Raw genomic sequence first — 19,340 nt, forward strand, 5'->3', positions numbered from 1 at the left:
GTTCGTCTTGATACACGCAACAACGTTCCGGAGTACCGCGTTCATGGCCCCCCGAGCCAATTGGAAAGGCTTCCTTCGCCTATCACTAGTCACCTGCCCGGTGGCGCTTTACCCAGCGACGTCGGAGTCCGAGAAGATCAGCTTCAATCAGCTGAACCGGCAGACTGGTCATCGGATCAAGTATTTAAAAGTCGACGCGGACACGGGCGATGAGGTGCCTAACGAGGACATCGTCAAGGGCTACCAGCTGGAGAAGGACCAGTTTATCGAGGTAACCAAGGAGGAGCTCGAGGAGATAGCGCTGGAGTCAACCCGGACGATCGAGATCGACGAGTTCGTCGACCGTAGCGAAATTGACCCACGGTACCTGATCCGGCCCTATTATCTGCGTCCGGACGGCAAAGTCGGCCACGACGCCTTCGCAGTCATCCGCGAGACCATCAGGGAGATGGACAAGGTCGCGATCGGACGCTTGGTCCTGACCAACCGCGAGCACATCATCGCGCTCGAACCCAGAGACAAAGGGCTGATCGGCACTCTGCTGCGCTATCCATACGAAGTCCGGGAACCGGCTGAATATTTCGACGAGATCCAGGATGTCAAAGTGACGAAGGACATGCTCGACCTCGCGAGGCACATCGTCAACCAGAAGGCGGGCCGGTTCGACCCCGAGAAGTTCGAGGACCACTATGAGACAGCGCTGGTCGACCTCATCAACCTGAAGCGCGCGGGCAAGCCGATCACCCCGAAAGAACGGCCGCGCGGCGAGAACGTCGTCGATCTGATGGACGCACTGCGGAAGAGCGTCGGCGGCGCCGCGGCCGAGGCCAAGGCTCCGAAGAAGCCGGCCAAGAAGGCGAAGAAGGCAGCGGCGGGCCAGAAGGAGATGCTGATGCCGATCGAAGGAAAGAAGCCGGCCAAGGCGGCGGACGCAAAGAAGCCCACGACCGGATCGCGGCGTCGGTCCGCTTAGGAACCCATGGGCCCTGAGGACGCTTGCTTTGGTGCAAAGTAGGAGGATCGCATGGATGCGCGAGAGACCGCGGCGATGACCGAAGCCTCGGGGCTGACGAACTTTCAGGACGGCATCGAGAATCCTTCCCGAGCAACGCTAGGGGCGAGGAAGCAAGCAGACCTTCGTCTTTCCGAAAAGGACTGGGCCGAGCGGCTGCGGAAGGTGACTGTGGAGGCACCGCTGCGCTCGCTTATGGCCGCCTTCGCGCTGGGCGTGTGGTTCGCCCGCCGGCGTTGAAATCCAGCGTCATGGTCGCTACTCAGGCTCCATGGCAAGAAAGCTAAAGACCTACCAGACGTCGCTGGGCTTCTATGATCTCGCGATCCCGCGCCGTCAATGAAGGCAGCGCTGGAAGCGTGGGGCGCGGGTAGCAATCTCTTCCATCAGGGCTTCGCCAAGGAGACCGATGATCCCGACGTCGTTGCTGCGGCCATGGCGAAGCCCGGCGTTGTGCTGAAGCGCCCGGCCGGCTCGAGCGGACGGTTCGCCGAGCATGCCGAGCTGCCCGATCTGGCCGATGAAACGAAAAGTACGAAGAGGGACCGCCGTCCGGAGCGCAATCGGCGCGCGGCTCCCAAGATCGGCGCCGAAGATTCCCGGAAGGCCGCCGCGGAGTTCGAGCGCGAGCACAAGCGGCGGGACGCCGACCGCCGCAAGGAAGAGGCGGCGCAGGAGAAGGAGCGGGCGAGGCGAGAGAAGCTGGTCGCGAAGGCCCGGGAAAATCTGGAGGACGCACAGCGCGAGCATGAAAAACGATCCAGGAGCCTCGATGCCGAACGGGCAGCAATCGAGAAGCGGATTGACGTGGAGGACGCACGCTGGGAAGGCGAAAGGGAGCGGCTGACGGAAGCTCTCCGCCGCGCCCGGAAATAGGACTGAGCTACTCTGCGGGACACTCGGGGCAGGTGTCGCCGATTGAATCGAGCACGTCGCGGACCTCTGCTACGGCCTGATCGCCGGAGATGCCTGCCGGCGGATGCTGGTGCGCGATATCCATGGCGCGTTCGCGCGCGTGAGGGTCTGCCCGATCTTTTGCCCAGCCGTGCTCCTCGCATTCGAGGATGGCCCCGGCCTCCTGCAGCACCGAAATCGCCCACCCGCGCAGCGTAAGTATTGCTGGCCGTCTTTCCTTCGTCATCGGCATCGAGATCACTCCTGCCAGGACGAATCCTTCCGACCACCTGTTCGTTCCGAGCGGTTAACACGGGGCAGGGATTCGCGATCGGCAGAGCTCCCGCTTGTCCCCGTGTTCCGGATCCCTGTGCAGAACGCTAGCCCGCCGGGTCGGGATCCTCTTTCACGCCGCGGGCGACGATCCGGAGCGCGCCGTCAGGATCACGGGCATGCTTTCGGATGACGCCACCTACCTTGGCATTCGGCTCGGTGGTCAGGAACGCAAAGAGCTCGTTGGTGGTCTAGCCTTCCTTAACCTTGAGCATCGTGTTGCTGGAGGTCGCGGGGCGCCCGCGCATGCTGGTTTCGGCTACTCTTCGCAACGCAATCGTGTCAGCGGAACAGCCTTGCGCAACGCACGCACTCATCGCGTTGACACGTAACGGCAAAGTCCTACGCTACGCGCCACCAGCAATGAGACCGGCGCGCCATTGAGAGGCTGAGAAGGCAGCAATCCACCATGGTTTCACAATCAGCATTGCCACGCCGCACGCTTGGCCGGACCGGGCTAGAGGCCTCTATCCTCGGGTTTGGAACCGCGCCGCTCGGCGATCTCTTTCTCGAGCTCGACGACCAGACTGCGATCGCCGCCGCAAGCCGCGCCTTCGAGCTCGGCGTCAATCTGCTCGATACATCGCCGCACTATGGCAATGGCCTGTCGGAACATCGCTGTGGGACGGCGCTCCGGCGTGTGCCACGCAAGGACGTGGTGCTTTGCACCAAGACCGGTCGCTGGATGGATCCATTTCATCAGCCGCAGACTCGGTCCGGATTTGCCGGCGGGCAGCCGCACCGGGCCGTGGTCGACTATTCCTATGACGGCACCATGCGCTCGGTCGAACAGTCGCTGTTGCGGCTGGGCACCGACCGCATCGACCTGCTGCTGATCCATGACGTCGATGTGTGGACCCATGGCAAGGACGCGATTGAGGACCGGTTTCGCGAAGCGATGTCCGGGGCCTATGTAGCGCTCGACAAGCTTCGCGGGGAGGGAGTGGTCGCTGGCATCGGGATCGGCGTCAATGAAGCCGAGATGTGCGTGCGCTTTGCGCAAGCCGGATCCTTCGAGGTGATGTTGCTCGCCGGGCGCTATTCGCTGCTGGAGCAGCCGGCGCTCAAGGAGTTCATGCCGCTTGCGCTGAAGCAGGGCATCGCGGTGTTGCTCGGGGGCGTCTTCAATTCGGGGATCCTGGCGACGGGCGCCATCAGGGGCGCCAAGTACAATTATCAGGATGCGCCGGCGCAGATCCTATCGAAGGTTGCTGAAATCCAGCGTATCTGCGCAGCTCACGGCGTAGCGCTGCCGACGGCCGCGCTACATTTCGCGCTCGGCCATCCCGCAGTCGCGAGCGTAGTGCTCGGGGCGCACAACGCGCAGGAGATCGAACGCAACGTGGCAGCACTGACCACCAGAGTGCCAGCCGCGCTCTGGAGCGATCTCAAGGCCGCGCGCCTGCTGGACGCGGAAGCACCTGTTCCGGGGTAGAACGGACAAATATTAGTTGAATCGATCCGATGGCTCGTGGCCCTTTCCCGGCGCCCGTCGTCAAATCGCCGACCATGCAGCGTTCGAGGAAGATGCCGACGATGACGCGCGGCGCCCATCGAGTGGCCGGCAGGGGGCGATGTCACCATGTTGCCTTCGGGCAGCGCCAGGGTTTCTTCGCGTCACTTCAAGTGCGAGAAAAAGCGATTTAGATCAAAGAGGTTGACCGGACACCCCTTCCGCCCTGCGCGCAATTCAAGACACTCGGTGGTGGCACCGGAATGTCGATCTCTCCATCGGATCTGTCTCAGATGATGGGCCTGAAATGGGCGCAGGTGCTGTTCGGCCTGCGGCCTGCGGCTGCGCGAGATGTGCTGATCTATTGGATTGCGCTGCTGCTCGCCGTGATGGTGACGCTCGGCATTACCGCCTTTGTCCGCTCGCGAATGGGGCTCGCATTTGCGGCCAGCCGCGACAACGCCGCGGCCGCGCGGAGCGTCGGCGTCCGCACCGACCGTATCCGGTATCTGCTCTCGATCGTCGTCGCGTTCGCTACAGGCATGGTCGGCGCTGTGGTCTACCTGCAGAAGGCGCGGATTTCGCCGGATGCCGCCTTTAGCGTCACCGACTGGACCGCCTACGTCATCTTCATCGTGGTGATCGGCGGCGTCAGAACCATTGAAGGACCGATGATCGGCGTACTGATGTTGTGGGGCCTGATCAATTATCTAGCGCAATATGGCGGCCTATATCGTGCTCGGCACCATCGCGGATCCTGGTCATGTTGTTCATGCCGAAGGGCGTCTGGGGTGAAATCGCTTGGCGGTGGGGTATTCGACTGTTCCCAACTCAACGCATGCTCAGCCGTAATTCGTGCAGCAGCGATGGGGCAATGTAGAGCACGTTAGCGGGGGCGGGATGATGAAAAATGAGGGCGTTCGAGCGTGCGCGTCCGCGAATGCGGACCGGGCTCTACAAGCTGCGCTTGCCGAGTCTGCGCCTCGTCCCATCCGGGTCACGATCCCATCGCGCAAGAGCTGATGTGCTCTTCGCCGGGGGCACTCGCTGGAGGGGCTCGCCTTCGGCGACCGCTATCACTGCCCATCCAGTCGGGTGCCCTTTTAACCGGTCTCCTCGCTACACTCGTCCCGCGTGCCGCCTTCGGCGTCGCTATGCTCACGCGGCCCGGGTGCCATTTCACGGGGGCGATGCGCCTCTGGCGCACGCCAATGGGCACGGCGTGTCCTGTTCATCCAGGGGTAGAATGTCGCTGCGTAGGATGGGACGCCAGCCAAACTCGCGTCAGTTTTCGCATGGGCGTCATGTCTTGGTATGCCGATGGGCCGTATCGGGCGCGTTCGGGACGTACTGATGCACGGCAGCGACGAGACGCGCATGCGACGCTGGCTGCAGGTCGGGAAACGACACTGCGATGAGCTGCTGGGCGTCGCAACTCCTACCACTGTCCAGCTGAGCGTGCGGGCGGGCGCCTCCGCTGGCTCGTCGCAGACAATAAATGTGTCACCGACAGGTGAAAGGGGCGCCTACTCATCCCGCCTGCTGCTCAGTCCGCGCCGATTCGTCCTGAGCGGTCGGTGCCGGCGGCGGCTCGGTGAGGCCTAATCTTGGCTTGGCGCCGGCGTCTTCCGTCTGGCTTGCATTGCGATCACGATCATCGTTCTGCGGCGCTTTGTCCGAAGTCGGCTCTTCGATCCTGCCATTGGGGCGCGGATCGGCATCGGGACCATCGGTGTCGGTCTCTTTTGCGGGCGCAGTCGGCGCACCGGGCCGGTCCGGCACGGCCGCCTCGTCCTGGGCGTCATGCCGCGCCGGCGACGGTTCGACAAGGCCCGGGCCCGGCTTATCGCTGGCTTCGTCCACCTGGTCCGGATTGTGGTCGCGATCGTCGCCCTGTGGGGCTTTGGTGGGCTCTTCGATCCTGGCGTCGGGATGCGGCCCAGCATCCGCCCCCCCGGTATCGGTTTCCTTGATCTGCTCGGGCGGTGCCGCGGGCTGGTCCGTCGTCGATTGCTCAACCTTGGACGTGGCTGGGGCTGGTAGGGTTTCCGCGATGCGCCCGGCGGCCTCCGCCGGATCTTCTATGGCCTCGGGCGGCTGATTGGCAATGTCCACTGCATTCGCGGGTAGGGATTCAGTTGCCTCGGCGGAGCGCCCGGCATCGTCGGCGAGCACGATGATGTTCTGCTCCACATAGACATCGACCTTCTGCGTCAGGCTATTGTCGATATTCACGACCGTCGTCGGCGGCAGATCGAACCGTTGGTCGTAAAAATCGTCCGTGAGGGCACCGTAGTAGCCGTCGTAATATCCGCTCCAGTCGCCCCGGTAGAAGGCGGCCGCCTCGGTTTCGACTCGCAGCGCCTCGTAATATTCCGGGTAATAGACATGGGAAACGATGGTGTAGCCGGTGATCGTGCCGTTGATAATGGCCAGCGTCAGCATCGTGCTCCGGTAGGTGTCGATGGTGATCGGCTGGCGACGTAGACGCTCGACCTGCACGTAGACGTAGTCAACGTCGCGGACGAAGGTCTTGTTGTGCTCCGCGTTGGAACGCAGCCGCTGCATGTCCGACTCCAAACTTGCGACACGCTCGCGCAACTCCGTCAGCTGCGCTGGCGTGACGGCGCTGGTCCGCGTCTTCGCTGGCTTCGCCAGTGCGTAATGGGCGGAAAACGCAGCCCAACCGGAGATGAGTGCGCGCACGCCCTCGGCGACGGTACGGTCGCCGACCGCTGCCATGCGATAGGTTCCCTGGAGCCGCCCGACGGCTTCGGACATCCGGCGAACCGCCAGCGAAAGCTGCTGCGGCTGGCGGTCGGCCATCGCGGTCTTCAGCCGGCCGAGCTCCGTCGCCGTCTCCTTCGCGCTCTCGAGCATTAAAGCGTCTGCGCGCGTTTTCCTGGCCGCGGGGGTCTGCTCGTAGGCGACAACCACCGTGGCCAGAGCGCGGTGCATGTCGGTTAGCAATGTCTGGGCATCGCCGGCCCGGGGCGATGCCGCCAGGGCCGACGTCGAGACGCCGATCGGCGCCAAGACCGGCGAGGTGGAGGCGGCGAAAAGGCCAAGAGCGAGAACTTTGGACAGCTTGGCGTAGGTGCGCAATGGCATCTCCCGTTTGATGCGATCGTTCTGTGCGTCAAGCCGCGCACGGTGGCGGGGAAGGGATTGGCGAAGGCTGCTGCACATGCCGGGTGAAGATCTGACAAACGGCTTCAACAGGATTGTGCTCGGATTGGACCGAGAGCATGTGCTCATTCGCCGTGACTGTTCGATGAGTGACAGCTTCCGTCAGAGTTACAAATCGGGTTCAAGGCAAGCTTTTGGAGGTTGGCCTTGGACAGTGTTGTTACTTGCGATTGCCCCACCAATTCTGAATTTGATCCACACTGAAGACATGGAAGCTATTTGCTGCTGGGCGTGGCGACGCGCGACCAAGTTGAACGCCGTCAACATTACGCGAACGTTACGTATGCGGCTGCTCCCATCGGAAGTGTCAGCTCTCTCTCTCAATCGATCCTGCCGCGACGCCGGCTGAATGGTTTCCGGCTCGAAAGTACTCGTAGGAGCTCGTTGTAAGGGGCAGTCAAAACCTATTCGAAAGCCAAGTTCCGAGGGCGTCTCGCATCAGGACGACAACAGCCCGAGCGCTCCGTTCGATCTTCCCAGAAAAAGGCAGGCGACTGATCGCGGCGTAATACGACGGCAATCTAGCAGTCCGAGAAGCCGTCGCATCCATCACGCTTGGTAGGAGGATTGATGACAATGCTGATGCGGACTCCACAGGCTGGAGTCAGCTCGATTGTCGATCTGATAGAACGGCTACGCTCTCAAATTCAGCGGGGTCTGCAAAGGCTGCAAGTCCCCTGGTTCGCTGACCACACTGAAATACTTCCGTTGGTATTCGTGGTGGCGCTGCATGTTTGCGTCTGGTGGGCCGTCGCACTGTTGTTCCATGCTCCATCGGATATCCATAACGACATGGCAGAAGCCTTCTCGTGGGGACGCGAGCTTCGGTGGGGCTACTACAAACACCCGCCGTTCTGGGCTTGGATCGCCAGGGCCTGGTTCTCGATATTTCCAGCGACCGACTGGGCGTTTTACCTGCTATCGGTGGTCAATTCCGCCGTCGGGCTTGTTGGTGTCTGGGCAATCGCCGGCCGATATGTCACAGGTGCGCGTCGTCTTGCGGCGGTCGTGCTGCTTGAGTTGGTCCCGTTCTATCATCTCCTTGCCTTCACCTATAATGCCAACTCGATCGAATTGTCGGTATGGCCGTGGACGATCTATGCGTTCATCGTGTCGTTTGAAACGCGCCGTCTCGTCCCGGCCGTGAGCTTCGGGGCTCTTGCCGCCGCAACGATGCTTTCCAAATACTTCGGAGGCGTGTTGTTGGTCAGTTGTCTGGTCGCCGCAATCGCAAGCCCCCTCGCAGGTGCCTACTTTCGGAGTGCTGCGCCCTACGTGACCGTTCTCGTGTTTGGCGCATGCCTCGCTCCGCATGTGACGTGGCTGTTGGAGGTATCGAGCGGGCCAATCGATTATCTGTCGACGAAAACAGAGTACTCGTTCCTGTTCGTGGCCGGAAAGGCCGCAACAGTTGTGGCTGGCATCATTTTGCAGCACGGCTTTCTTGTCATCCTGCTAGTCGCGCTTCGGCGCAAATTGGGCGAGCCTGCATGGGGGTTGGCATCGACGAGCCCTCGGGCGCTCATCGGTCGGCCGAGAATTCGACTCCTCGCAGCTCTGGCTGTTGCGCCGGTCCTGGTTACGGTACTTGTGTCGCTGCTGGGCAATATTCGCCTTTCCACAAAGTTTGCTCTGCCGTTGTTCTCCCTGATGCCGCTGGTCTGGATCATTTTCGATCGGGCGAAATGCGGGCTTCGGTCGATGTGCGCCGTTGGCCTTTCCATTGGTCTGGTGATGGGCGGCGCCCTGCTGGTTGCTCTTCCGGCCGCTGACTTGAAGTTCAAGCACAATCATCGACACTTTGCCGAGCCGCGTGCCATCGTCGCGCGTCAGCTGACAGAGCTATGGCATGCGCAAATGGCGGCTCCGCTCCGGATCGTGGCAGGCACCGAAAGCTACGCACTGGCGACGACCTTCTACAGCGCTGACCATCCGAGCCACTTCATCGACTTCTCGACGACGAGCGCGCCATGGATCGACGATGCTCGACTGAGCCAAGACGGGTTGGCAATCATCTGTGTTTCTGACGACAAAACGTGCCTCGATGAGACGGACCGGTTTCAGTCGCTGAAGACGACGCGCCTTACACTGAGCAACGTGTCCAAGACCTTTCTCGGAAATCGCGGTAAGGCGTTCTCGTTTGTCGTATTACTGGTTCATCCAGGCCAGACTGTTCATGCTCCGGCTATCGATTGTTGCGCTGGGCATCCGAAGGGAGGGCGCGATGGCTTGGACGCAGGCAACTCTTCAGGAGACGCCGGCGGGGCTACCTAGGGCGTTGTTGTAGGACGAACTGGCGAAAGCGGGTAGTCGAGACGATTGCGGGATCAGTGTTGCGCGAGATGAAGCGTCGCGTTCTTTCGACGCATTCTCGCTCTACCCGCTGACAGGGCGAGCGGGGGCGGCGAAAGTCTTGGTCGAAAGGCCGTGCAGCGCAAAGTGACAGGCGAACGCGGCCCCGGCAGATCGAGAAGGGGGCGGGCAATTCCCCTCGTAAAAAAATGACACCTAAATCCATCCCGCCTGCACATGCGAACGTCGCCGTCATTACCGGACATCGACCGCGACAGCCAACTGAGCGTTCTAAGCGCAACAACTGCCCACGACGTCCCTGGCTCCTTCTGCGGTCTCGGCGACGAGACGAAGCCCCGACGCGCATGTGGTGTGCGGGGTAGTCGCGGTGCGTCCCTTCACTGGGCGACGTCATCGCCCGACCAATGCCTATTGTTTCATCCGCCAAGCGAACATGACCGCAACCAGAGCAATGAAGATCGCAATCACCATCCAGTTCTGCAGAGTCAAGTTGTAAAAAGAAAACGTCTTCACTAGCCACGCACCCATCCAGATCTCACCTGCGAAGCTCTATTGGGCGCGGAAACTGGGAGGGGATGCTTACGGTTGCCTTACGGCAAGAACACACGATGAAAGTTTGCGATCGTGGCAGAGAGAAGACGCAAGGTTTCTGTACGCGACCCTCGCTCGATCTGGGCCATTCTCACGTTGCTCCGGTGGCTGGATCGGCGATCGGCGAAACCATGATTTCAAACGCGGCGATCGCGTGATCGTCTGCGGGCCATCCTGGGCCTCGCGATACCGGCAGCAAGTCCCTGCAACTGCTTGACGCAAAAGGTTATTCCGTTGAGGTCGTTATCGATCGACCATGGATGGCTTCGATTGAAGCGCCGCAGGGACAAGGCCGTCGATGGTCGGGGTGGTTCGGATGAGGGGAGTGTTTGAATCGTTCAAAATTGGCTGCCGTAATGTTGTCGCAAGCTTTCAGTGATTGGCCGTATTGGTACTACAACCTTAGAGGGCGCCAGGCGGTGCAGAAGGATCGGGAGATTTCGGTGCGAGTTTTGGTTGTCGAGGACGATCCCAAGTTGGGACCGTGGCTTCGGGACGCACTTACCGTCGCGTTCGGATCGTCAGACATGGTGACTTCGCTGAGCGAAGGTCGCGCAGCGGTGGTCGTACGAAATTTCGATTTGGTGGTCATCGACCGCGGGTTGCCCGATGGCGATGGATTGAATCTGCTTGCGGACCTAAGGCTCCAACGGCCGAGACCGGCGACACTCGTGTTGACCGCACTTGACGATCCCACCGATATCGCTCGCGCTCTGGACGACGGAGCCGATGACTATCTGGCAAAGCCATTTGAGCCGATCGAGTTGATTGCGAGAGCGAAAGCAGTCTTGCGTCGTCTGTTCCTCGACATCGGCGCCGTCGTTTCCATCGCCAATTTGAGCTACGACATCGTCAATCGCGCCGTCTACATCGACCAGAGACCGGTTGTGGTCCCGCGACGCGAACTGGCAATTCTCGAGGCGATGGTCAGGCGCGCGGGCAGAGTCGTTCTGCGTGAAACCCTTGAAGTCGCGGCCTATGGTTTTGATGACGACGTCTCATCCAACGTCATCGAGTCCCATGTCTCGCGACTAAGGCGTCGCCTTCGCGAAGCAAGGTGCAACGTGGCCATCAAGCCAGTTCGTGGCTTGGGATACCTCCTGAGCGGTGAATGATGCTGTTGAGGTGGAAAACCATATCAAGCATGCACAGATCGATTGCGGTATTGGCGGCGACCCTCATCGGCGTGGTGACCGCAGTCATGCTGGTCTGCGCCGCGGCCCTATTGATCCGTTTTGGCGGGGACGACGACGGGACTTGGGGCGCAGCAGATGTGGCCAACGCGCTGACTGTCGCCGTTGGACGCAACGATCAAGGCCAATTGATAGTTAAGCAGACGCCGCGATTGGAAGGTTTTGTCCGCAACTTCCCATCATTCTGGTACGTGGTGTCCGACAAGACGAGCGAAGTATCCTTCGGGCCGATACCCCAGTGGCGTCCCCCGAAGGGTTTCGGCCTGCAAGAGGGAACAAGCCTGTTAGCCTATGCGATCGATGGTAACACAAGAAGTCTAAATCTAAGAAAGATGGCCACCATCAGAAACACCGCAGTGGGTGAGGTGAGGATCGAAACGGGAGGTGTCGCCTACACTGCGACGCAGCTCATGCTAGGCACGCTTACCGACGCCACCATCGTTGCGCTTCCCATACTTCTAATCTTGGGTGCCACGGCTTTTGCTGCCCTGGTGTTCGTACCGGCCTTGATCGCGCACCCGGTTCGAGTCGTTGCCGCCGCAGCCGAAACAATCGACGGCGTTCCACACGGACGTCGGTTGCCGGAGGAGGGTACGCCAGCGGAACTCTTGCCGCTCGTAAAGGCGTTCAATCGTGCTCTCTCGCGCATCGACGTGGCATCGAAGGCACAACGCAATTTTCTGGCCAATGCAGCGCATGAGCTGAGAACGCCGCTCACCAACGCACGAACGGCGCTCGATCAGGTCCAGGATCCGGTGCTCCGCACGCGGCTCGTTACAGAGAATCAGAAGCTGTCATCGATTGTTACAATGCTGTTCCAGCTGGCGCGGATCGCCGCTGAACCGGCCGAGTTTACCAAGGTTGATCTCGTGGCGGTTGCTCGCCGAACCGCCGCAGAGCAGGTCCCAACGGCGTTGAAACATGGTTGCGATATTGCTTTCGAAGAGCCTGGCGGGCCCCAGTGGGTGCAAGGTTCAGAGACAGCTATTGGTGTTGCGCTTTCGAACTTGATCCGAAATGCAGTGTACCACGCGGAGACCGGTCGACCGATCCTGATTGAAGTGGCGGCACCGGCCCGACTGAGGGTGATCGATGCCGGCCGTGGCCTCCAGGTCAGAGAACCTGAGCGTCTGTTTGATGCGTTTCGGCGAGGTAATACCAGGGCCGAAGGCGTCGGCCTCGGGCTCTCGATCGTCTTCCAGGTCATGACCATGCATCAAGGCAGTGTCGCGATCCGCGAGACCCCAGGCGGTGGTACGACGGTCGAACTGACGTTCCCCATTGAGCAAGGTCATGCGAAATCGACCACGGCCGAGCAGGACGAATTTCACTGGAAAATGCCAACGAGTGAAAGTCTCTCGGTCAAGTGAACGGATGCCGTTCCTTCCGCAGTCCATCGCGAAACGTCCGGTCGCCGTGAGAGAGATTAATCGTCCATTCGTCCAGGGTCTCGCGCATAGCCCGATAGCCTTGCGATGTGCCACGACCATCGCCAGCTCCGCGGGGCTTGCGAAACGCTGCGTCCAGTACGGGTTATCTGGAGGCGTAACTTTTGTTCGACGGGCGTTGCGGTAATTCTCCGGTAATGTGGATCGATAGACTGCTGCCGGTACATCGAACAGGAGGCAGCATGAAGAGGTCGACCATATTTGCGCTTGTGATAACGGTGGGGCTTGGATCGTCGCCATCCATGGCGCGTGCCGGCGATGGTGGTGCGATCGCTGCCGGCGTGATCGGTGGCCTGGCACTTGGCGCCATAGCGGGATCAGCGATCGCCGATCCCAACCCGCCGCCCTCCGCCATCTATGAGGGCGACGATTACGTGACGGTCTATCGAGCTCGTCCCCGGATTCGCGTGTACCATTACGAAACCGTGCCGCCCGTCGGCTACCGCGGCTATGGACGTGGCTACGACGTGTACGAATATGGATCCTGGTACGACTAGCAAGACTGTGGCAGGCGCCGGACCGGCGAAGCCTGCGGCGAGCCGAGGCGCAGTCGGCCGCCCGGATCAGAAGCGGGCCGCCGTTCCTTGCCCGGGCTGAAATCACAGTGACGAAGACCGCGAGCGTCTCGCCACAAACCGAGATGAGCCGAGCATTCTCTGATCATCCGGCGATTGCTTCAACAGTGGACCGCGGCGTCGCTTAATCTCCGTATCAAGCGTGCTCCGCGTATCTGATCTCCGGATTCGCCAGGCAAGACGGTCGAATAACAGCCAATCGTGTCGCGAGCGGCAGCGCAAGCTCATCGTGCGCGCCGCTCGATTGGCAGGCCGTTCGGAGCGCGACGCCAGCCCCGCGCCACCGAACGGCCTGCGGCCGTACCCAGGAGCTGCCAAGCGGCCCGACGCAATTCAGAATCGACGGGACCAGAAGGCCTCATCGTCGCCGCCGCGAGCAACGCATGTGTTCGTACCCGCGCCGGGATGTCGAGACATTGGTTTGCCGAGAAGAGGTCGTGTGCGTTGCCGTTCAATCGGCCGAACGATCGTCCCAGCGACCCTCGTCCTTCGTGCGTCTGCGCGAGTGCCAACCGTTTGCGATCGATCCTGCGAGATACCCGAGCTGAAGCGCGATCGCGCCAGCGGCAAAGCGTTTCCCGCCTTCGGACGGCGCGAGGTGGGTGTTGAGAACGACGGTCACGAGAGCGAGACCAAGTATGAGAGGCAGGAGCACGATCACCGTGAAGCGTCGACCGAACACCGTTCCGACCAAGAAACTGAAGATCGCAAAGTCCAGCATCCGAAACACCCCCGTGCCTCGAACCGTTCGCCATGCAGCTTACAATACAATTACGCGCGAGCCGCGCGCCGGCCGAACTCAATGTGATTGAGTCCAGCGTAAGCAAGCGGTAATGAAGCGAACCTTTCATCAGCCAGCGGGTGGGGTTGCGTCATCTCGCGATATGAAAGGAAATCAATCCATGCTGGTCAGAACGATTTGCGTTGGCGTAGCTGTCTGCGGTGCCATCGGTGCTGCCGCTATTGCGCAGATAACCCCCTCAATGACGAGCCCAACCCATCAAGTTTCGCCGAAGCAGGAGGTGCTGCGCTCCGTCGAAAAGATCAACATAAACACCGCGACAGCCACCGAATTGCGGAACCTCCCACGCCTCAATGCTCGTGGTGCAACAGCGATCATCGAGGCGAGGAGCAAATCGAAGTTTGTGGACTGGAATGACTTCGCCACCAGACGGGTCGTGCCGTTTTTTGTGAGAGAGGTCATCAAGGACCTGGTCACATTCTAGCGGGAGAGCACGCGGAAACGCCGTTCTCGACGCTCTTTTTCCGATGATGACGAGCCCAGGATCGAGCGAACCAGCAAGAAACACATGCACGGGCGAATAAATGTCATTTCCTTCCACTGACCGGATCGCGCTCTATATCGATGGCGCAAATCTCATTGCCACGGCCAGGGCGCTCGGGTTCGATGTCGACTTCAGGCGTTTGCTTCACGAATACCGGGGCTGTGGAAGGTTGCTGCAAGCCGTCTATTACACCGCAATCAGCGAAGATCAGGCGTACTCCACTGTCCGGCCGCTGCTCGACTGGCTTGACTACAACGGGTACACCGTGATCACCAAAGCCACCAAGGAGTTCCTTGATCCGGGCGGCTCGCGAAGGGTGAAGGGCAATATTGACGTCGACCTTGCCGTCCATGCAATGGAATTTGCAAAGCAGATCGACCAGATGGTGCTTTTCTCAGGTGACGGCAATTTGCGCGCGATGGTCGGAGCAGTGCAGCGCCGCGGTGTCCGGGTTACGGTGATCTCGACAATTTCGAGCGAGCCTCCGATGATCGCTGATTCATTGCGCCGGCAGGCCGATGTCTTCATCGACCTCATCGAATTGAAATCCAGGCTCGGCCGGGAGGAGCCCGCGCGCCCGGTCCGAAGCGGGACGGACCAGATCCGGACAGCAACGGTCATGAGAAAAAGGAGCCGGGATACGAACAGCGACGGCGCCCGATGAACGGTACTCGCAAGCACAGGTCGACCGAAGGTGATCGTGGGGGTACTGCAAGATGCCGGCTGCAAAAGGATCGTTCTGGTCGAAGATGATTCCAGTGCGTGATAGCAGTTCGACCGAATTGTCGGCTGGAGGCGCCTTACTCTGCCCTGTGTTAAACTGTCATGGACTTTGGGAGGGCATGCTGCAAGCGGAGCGTCTATTTCTGGAGTTCGCCGATGCCATTCTGACGGCGAGGTGCGACGATGAATTCGAACGGGTCGCAACGCGCCTGGCGCATGGCCTCGGGTTTCGTTGGTTCGCATATTTGCAGTTGGCTGAGGGCTCGCCGAAGCTGAGCTCTTCTTATCCGAAAGCGTGGACGAGCCGCTACGTTCGTCTCAACTATCATCGGCTCGATCCGGTCGTCCTGCGGGCGCGCGTAGAGCGTGACCCGTTCAGTTGGGGCGCAGGTGGGGCGATTCGTCCAAGAGGCGCAGCGCAAGGTAGAGTCTTCGAGGAAGCGACGAGCTTCGGCATCAGGTCCGGCATTACCGTTCCCATCAGAGGCGGCTTCGGACAAATGGCTGCGTTCACACTGGCAACCGACGATCCTCTCAGGCGGCTCGACCGGTTGCTCGTCGACACGCGTGATATTGTGCGTCTGGCGGGATTCTATTTCCATGCGGGGCTCGCTTGGCCGCCAACTCGCGGTTCTGATCCGGCGGCATGCGCCGCAGCGCTCACCCGGCGCGAGCAGGAGTGCCTCGCCTGGGCGGCGTGCGGCAAGACGTTGTCAGAGACGGCAATACTTGCCGGCGTGAGCAAACGTACCGTCGCGTTTCATCTGGAGAACGCTCGCCGCAAGCTTGATGCGGTCTCAACCGCACATTGTGTCGCAAAAGCGATGCGCGGCGGCATCCTGTCGTAAGGCGGCCGCACGACCGATCTCATCTCCAACGTCGAACGCGCAAGCTGTCGCACGTCCCGCGATTCGACTTGGAAGAGCCGCACGCTCTTTGCTAAGAATGGCTCTAGCTTCCCGACGTATGCATTCGACCTGTGAAAATGTACAGGCGCGCAACGTCTGGCTTTCTGGTCTGGTGTGCTCCCCCTTGGAAGGAGCCTCACCATGCACGCCATTGCTCTCGACAATCGTCAGGCCGGCCAGAATTTCGCTTTGCTGCTGGGGATGTATCGTCTGCGCAGGCGTGTTTTCAAAGACCGGCTCGGCTGGACAGTGTCTGTCTCGGGGGAACTCGAGCTCGACATTTACGACGCCGTCAACCCAGACTATCTCCTCATCCTGTCGGCGACAGATGAGGTCGTTGGTTGTGTGCGGCTTCTGCCGACCGTCGGTCCGAATATGCTTGCCGATACGTTTCCTACGCTGCTGGGGGAAGGCGAGGCGCCGAGCAGCGAGGATATCCTCGAGAGCTCGAGATTTTGCGTCGATACGAGCCGTGCAGTTGAGCTTGGCCGAAATGGCCTCAATCGGGCAACTTTCATGCTGTTCGCTGCAATGATCGAGTTCATGCAGGCAAAAGGCGCACGGTCAATCGTCACCGTGACCGACACCAGGATGGAACGTATCCTGCGGCGGGCAGGGTGGTCGCTGGAGCGCCTCGCTGAACCGCAGGTGCTCGGCTCGACGACGGCGCTTGCCGGATACCTTCACAATTCGCAAGACGCGCTCGAAGCCATGTATCGCCACGCCGGCGTGGAAGGACCCGTGCTGGTCGTCCAGGACGCTAAGCGAAAGGCAGCTTGAGACAAGCCGGACATCCGAACTGCGGAGCCTGCGTCATGCTGGCCGATTCTCGCTACAGCTGCATCATACTCCTGAATGCGACGCAGACAGATCCGACGGGCGTCACGGAGGCCCTCGCTTTGCGACGCGCCAAGAGCCTGTCCTTGCTTCCCGTCTGCAAGAAGCTGTTCGCCGTGCCCCTTTTCGTGCTCGGCGATTGCGAGGAGCTCTCGGACCCGATCGCAGGTTCTATCACTCGGCTCGACGTCGATACGCTCGCCCTGTGGAGAGATACGCGGTTTACGGACCTGCTGGCCGACGCGAATGTCAGGGTCGTCTTTCTGGGGCGGCGCGTTCCTGGAAGAGGAGGTCTTGATCGCGGCGCTGGGCGGCGCAAAGCGTGGATACGACGTCCGGGTCTTCTCGGATGTGACGGTCGCGCGGCGGGAAGCTGATCGCTCTCTGGTTCTGGATCGCCTCGCGCATCATGGCGTCCTTGCCACCACGATCGGGCAGGCGCTGCTGGAATGGTCGGTGTCCCTGGACGACCCAGCCGTAAGCGCAAGAATCCAGCAATTGTTGGCGTGACGATACTCCCCGCAAGCGATCACGCTCGCGACGCACGAGTCTCATGAAGCGCTTTGGCAGGTCCCGGCCTCTGGCGTCGCGTCGTGGCGCGATCTGCGCTCGCCTTCCGACGAACGCGCGGTCTAGAGCCGTCTTCGCGGGCGGGCGTTGGGGCCGGCAAGTCCGGCCACGCTTTGAGGACACCAGCATCGAGCGATGCGTTGAGCCGGCCGCAAGCGGCCGGCGCTTTTTTGAGTCCCCCGGGCGGCGGGGTGGGCGGCGCTCCCGTATAGCCCCGAACCGGCAGGCCGCAACCGCGCCCTTCGATGCATTCCATGACGATTGCTTGCGATGACGCGGTCCTCCGCTGTCGCTCCGGCCGTTCCGGTGCAGCCTGCCTCTCGCGTTCGGGGCTTTCCGGTCGCTCTTCGCCGCCCACCCCGCCTTCCGGGGGACCTGCGCGGGGAAGAGAGAGGGAATTCGTCATGTCACGGATCGCACAGAACCACTGCGCCGAGGCGCCGCGGAAGAGCCTTTACGACGAAGTCACCGCAAAGATCGTCGCTGAGCTTGAGGAGGGTATCGTCCCGTGGGTGCAGCCCTGGGGGAGCGGCGCGCCCAGCGCGTTGGGGCTGCCGCGCAATGCCGCGAGCGGCAGGGCCTATTCGGGGATCAATATTCTGATCCTGTGGGGACGCCTTTTTGACGGAGGCTTCGCGTCCCAGAACTGGCTGACGTTTCGGCAGGCGACGGCTCTCGGCGGATCGGTGCGCAAGGGGGAGCGTGGCGTTGGTGTCTGCTACGCCAACAGGTTCGCGCCCAAGGAGCGCCGGGCCCGCTCTGCATCAAGCGGACGGGGCAGCGGCGAGGGGCAGGGCAGGGGACAAGAGCAAGGTGCGGGAGAGGAGGCTTGCACGATCCCGTTCCTGCGGCGCTACACGGTCTTCAATGTGGCGCAATGCGAGGGGCTGCCCGATCATTCTCTTGCGAACGCGCCGGAACTGCCCGAGTGGCAGATCGTGCCGGAAGCCGAGGCGCTGACCCGGGCGACGCTCGCCGACATTCGTCACGGCGGCGATCAGGCGTTCTACGATCCCGTCGCCGACATCGTCCAGCTTCCGCCGCAGCCGGCCTTCTTCGATCAGATCAACTACTACCGCACCAAATTCCACGAACTCGGACATTGGACCGGGCATCACAGCCGGCTCGACCGCGACCAGACCGGTGCTTTCGGCTCGAAACTCTACGCCATCGAGGAACTGGTCGCCGAGCTAACGGCAGCTTTCGTCTGCGCCACGCTTTCCATTCAGCCGACCGTTCGCCATGTCGACTATATCGGCAACTGGATCGATGTGCTGCGCGCGGACAACCGCGCCGTGTTTCGTGCAGCGAGCAAGGCTTCGAAGGCGGCTGACCTCCTGCTTTCGTTCCGTTCACCGCCCGCAATGACGCCGGAGCGCGAGGGCGAACCCAGCACGCCATAGCGCGGGGCGCGGCGGATATCCGGCCGCGCGAAGCGCGCCCCCATCCATCGCATTCGAAACGCCTACACGAAGTCCGGGCTCGCCGTGGGCCGCGCAATGCCCTTGAGCCCTTCCTTCATGTTCAACCTCAACCTCAACGGATAAGGAGCAACCCCATGGATCTGCAACACATTCCCTTGAGCGACCTCAAGGTCGCAGCCGTCAATGTGCGCCACGCCCGCAAGGCGCCCGACGTCAGCGATATTCTGCCCTCGATCCGCGCCCGCGGCGTCCTGCAAGCGCTATTGGTCCGGCCAAATGCAAACGGCTTTGAAATCATCGCCGGCAGGCGCCGCTATTTCGCCGCGCGCAAGGAGGCCGCCGACGCCAATGTGTCGGAGACCGCCAGAACCCAGCGCCAGATCATCCGCGACTGAGCGGCGAGGGGCGGGAAAGGCCGAGGGCTGGGTGCCGCGCTACATGGCGTTTCCGCCGGCGCCTTACGACGGCACCAAGAGCATTCAGGCGGTGGAAGCATGGGGCGCAATCAGCCAGCTGTTTGCGACCAGCTGATCCGCCGTGATTCTGCTGCGGCGGCCCGCCGCAGCAGAATGCGGGGGGAAGCCGAGTGGT

At 61.4% G+C, this 19,340-nt stretch carries 18 protein-coding genes and 2 pseudogenes; 16 read left to right on the forward strand and 4 right to left on the reverse strand.

The annotated features are described in order from the left end of the window. Positions 1-43: 43 nt before the first annotated feature. From ku to V1280_RS00270, 3 genes and pseudogenes are all read left to right on the forward strand, one after another. On the forward strand, positions 44-973 hold the full coding sequence (ku, locus tag V1280_RS00260; protein WP_334517946.1) for a non-homologous end joining protein Ku: 930 nt from the start codon (positions 44-46) through the stop codon (positions 971-973). Positions 974-1,024: 51 nt separating this feature from the next. Next, on the forward strand, positions 1,025-1,252 hold the full coding sequence (locus V1280_RS00265; protein ID WP_334517948.1) for a hypothetical protein: 228 nt from the start codon (positions 1,025-1,027) through the stop codon (positions 1,250-1,252). 31 nt (positions 1,253-1,283) lie between these two features. Then, positions 1,284-1,888: pseudogene (locus V1280_RS00270) on the forward strand (cell envelope biogenesis protein TolA). Between the two features lie 7 nt (positions 1,889-1,895). Here the strand turns inward: V1280_RS00270 and V1280_RS00275 are convergent. Continuing rightward, positions 1,896-2,159 carry a hypothetical protein gene (locus V1280_RS00275; protein ID WP_334517950.1) on the reverse strand — a complete coding sequence of 88 codons (264 nt, stop codon included), beginning with the start codon at positions 2,157-2,159 and terminating at the stop codon, positions 1,896-1,898. A 216-nt stretch (positions 2,160-2,375) separates the two neighbouring features. Then, positions 2,376-2,451 (reverse strand): annotated as a pseudogene (locus V1280_RS46675) (SOS response-associated peptidase); the annotation flags it as partial. A 197-nt stretch (positions 2,452-2,648) separates the two neighbouring features. On the opposite strand from V1280_RS46675, the gene V1280_RS00280 reads away from it, so the two are divergent. Both V1280_RS00280 and V1280_RS00285 read left to right on the forward strand, forming a co-directional pair. Beyond that, complete coding sequence (locus V1280_RS00280) at positions 2,649-3,674, forward strand: aldo/keto reductase (protein WP_334517952.1); 1,026 nt, start codon at positions 2,649-2,651, stop codon at positions 3,672-3,674. Between the two features lie 311 nt (positions 3,675-3,985). Beyond that, complete coding sequence (locus V1280_RS00285; RefSeq protein ID WP_334517954.1) at positions 3,986-4,582, forward strand: ABC transporter permease subunit; 597 nt, start codon at positions 3,986-3,988, stop codon at positions 4,580-4,582. Positions 4,583-5,222: 640 nt separating this feature from the next. Here the strand turns inward: V1280_RS00285 and V1280_RS00290 are convergent. Continuing rightward, the gene (locus tag V1280_RS00290; protein ID WP_334517956.1) at positions 5,223-6,797 is read right to left on the reverse strand and encodes a hypothetical protein; all 1,575 of its coding nucleotides are present in this window, start codon (positions 6,795-6,797) and stop codon (positions 5,223-5,225) included. Positions 6,798-7,451: 654 nt separating this feature from the next. Between V1280_RS00290 and V1280_RS00295 the strand changes: the two genes are divergently transcribed. The 4 genes from V1280_RS00295 (at position 7,452) to V1280_RS00310 (ending at position 12,923) form a co-directional block, all read left to right on the forward strand. Continuing rightward, positions 7,452-9,155 (forward strand): glycosyltransferase family 39 protein, encoded by a 1,704-nt coding sequence (locus tag V1280_RS00295; protein ID WP_334517958.1) that lies wholly within the window; start codon positions 7,452-7,454, stop codon positions 9,153-9,155. Between the two features lie 1,073 nt (positions 9,156-10,228). Continuing rightward, positions 10,229-10,900 (forward strand): response regulator transcription factor, encoded by a 672-nt coding sequence (locus V1280_RS00300; RefSeq protein ID WP_334538084.1) that lies wholly within the window; start codon positions 10,229-10,231, stop codon positions 10,898-10,900. Next, positions 10,900-12,348: a sensor histidine kinase gene (locus V1280_RS00305; protein ID WP_334538085.1), complete on the forward strand. Its 1,449-nt coding sequence runs from the start codon at positions 10,900-10,902 to the stop codon at positions 12,346-12,348. Before V1280_RS00300 ends, V1280_RS00305 begins: the two co-directional genes overlap by 1 nt. 260 nt (positions 12,349-12,608) lie before the next feature. After that, entirely contained in the window at positions 12,609-12,923 is a 315-nt protein-coding gene (locus tag V1280_RS00310; RefSeq protein WP_334517960.1) for a hypothetical protein, read from the forward strand. Positions 12,924-13,452: 529 nt separating this feature from the next. Here the strand turns inward: V1280_RS00310 and V1280_RS00315 are convergent. Next, entirely contained in the window at positions 13,453-13,722 is a 270-nt protein-coding gene (locus tag V1280_RS00315) for a hypothetical protein (RefSeq protein ID WP_334517962.1), read from the reverse strand. 181 nt (positions 13,723-13,903) lie between these two features. On the opposite strand from V1280_RS00315, the gene V1280_RS00320 reads away from it, so the two are divergent. From V1280_RS00320 to V1280_RS00350, 7 genes are all read left to right on the forward strand, one after another. After that, on the forward strand, positions 13,904-14,227 hold the full coding sequence (locus V1280_RS00320) for a ComEA family DNA-binding protein (RefSeq protein WP_334517963.1): 324 nt from the start codon (positions 13,904-13,906) through the stop codon (positions 14,225-14,227). A 100-nt stretch (positions 14,228-14,327) separates the two neighbouring features. Further along, positions 14,328-14,951: a LabA-like NYN domain-containing protein gene (locus V1280_RS00325; RefSeq protein ID WP_334517965.1), complete on the forward strand. Its 624-nt coding sequence runs from the start codon at positions 14,328-14,330 to the stop codon at positions 14,949-14,951. Between the two features lie 178 nt (positions 14,952-15,129). Continuing rightward, positions 15,130-15,858, forward strand: a complete 729-nt coding sequence (locus V1280_RS00330; protein ID WP_334517967.1) for an autoinducer binding domain-containing protein — start codon at positions 15,130-15,132, stop codon at positions 15,856-15,858. A 201-nt stretch (positions 15,859-16,059) separates the two neighbouring features. Next, entirely contained in the window at positions 16,060-16,698 is a 639-nt protein-coding gene (locus tag V1280_RS00335; RefSeq protein WP_334517969.1) for an acyl-homoserine-lactone synthase, read from the forward strand. Positions 16,699-17,049: 351 nt separating this feature from the next. After that, positions 17,050-17,265: a hypothetical protein gene (locus tag V1280_RS00340; RefSeq protein WP_334517971.1), complete on the forward strand. Its 216-nt coding sequence runs from the start codon at positions 17,050-17,052 to the stop codon at positions 17,263-17,265. Between the two features lie 464 nt (positions 17,266-17,729). Continuing rightward, positions 17,730-18,728: an ArdC family protein gene (locus V1280_RS00345; RefSeq protein ID WP_334517973.1), complete on the forward strand. Its 999-nt coding sequence runs from the start codon at positions 17,730-17,732 to the stop codon at positions 18,726-18,728. Between the two features lie 155 nt (positions 18,729-18,883). Next, positions 18,884-19,144, forward strand: coding sequence for a ParB/RepB/Spo0J family partition protein (locus V1280_RS00350; protein ID WP_334517975.1), 261 nt, complete (start codon positions 18,884-18,886; stop codon positions 19,142-19,144). The last annotated feature ends 196 nt before the right edge of the window (positions 19,145-19,340 follow it).

Origin of the sequence: Bradyrhizobium sp. AZCC 2230, assembly GCF_036924495.1 — a bacterium.
Classification (GTDB): domain Bacteria; phylum Pseudomonadota; class Alphaproteobacteria; order Rhizobiales; family Xanthobacteraceae; genus Bradyrhizobium; species Bradyrhizobium rifense.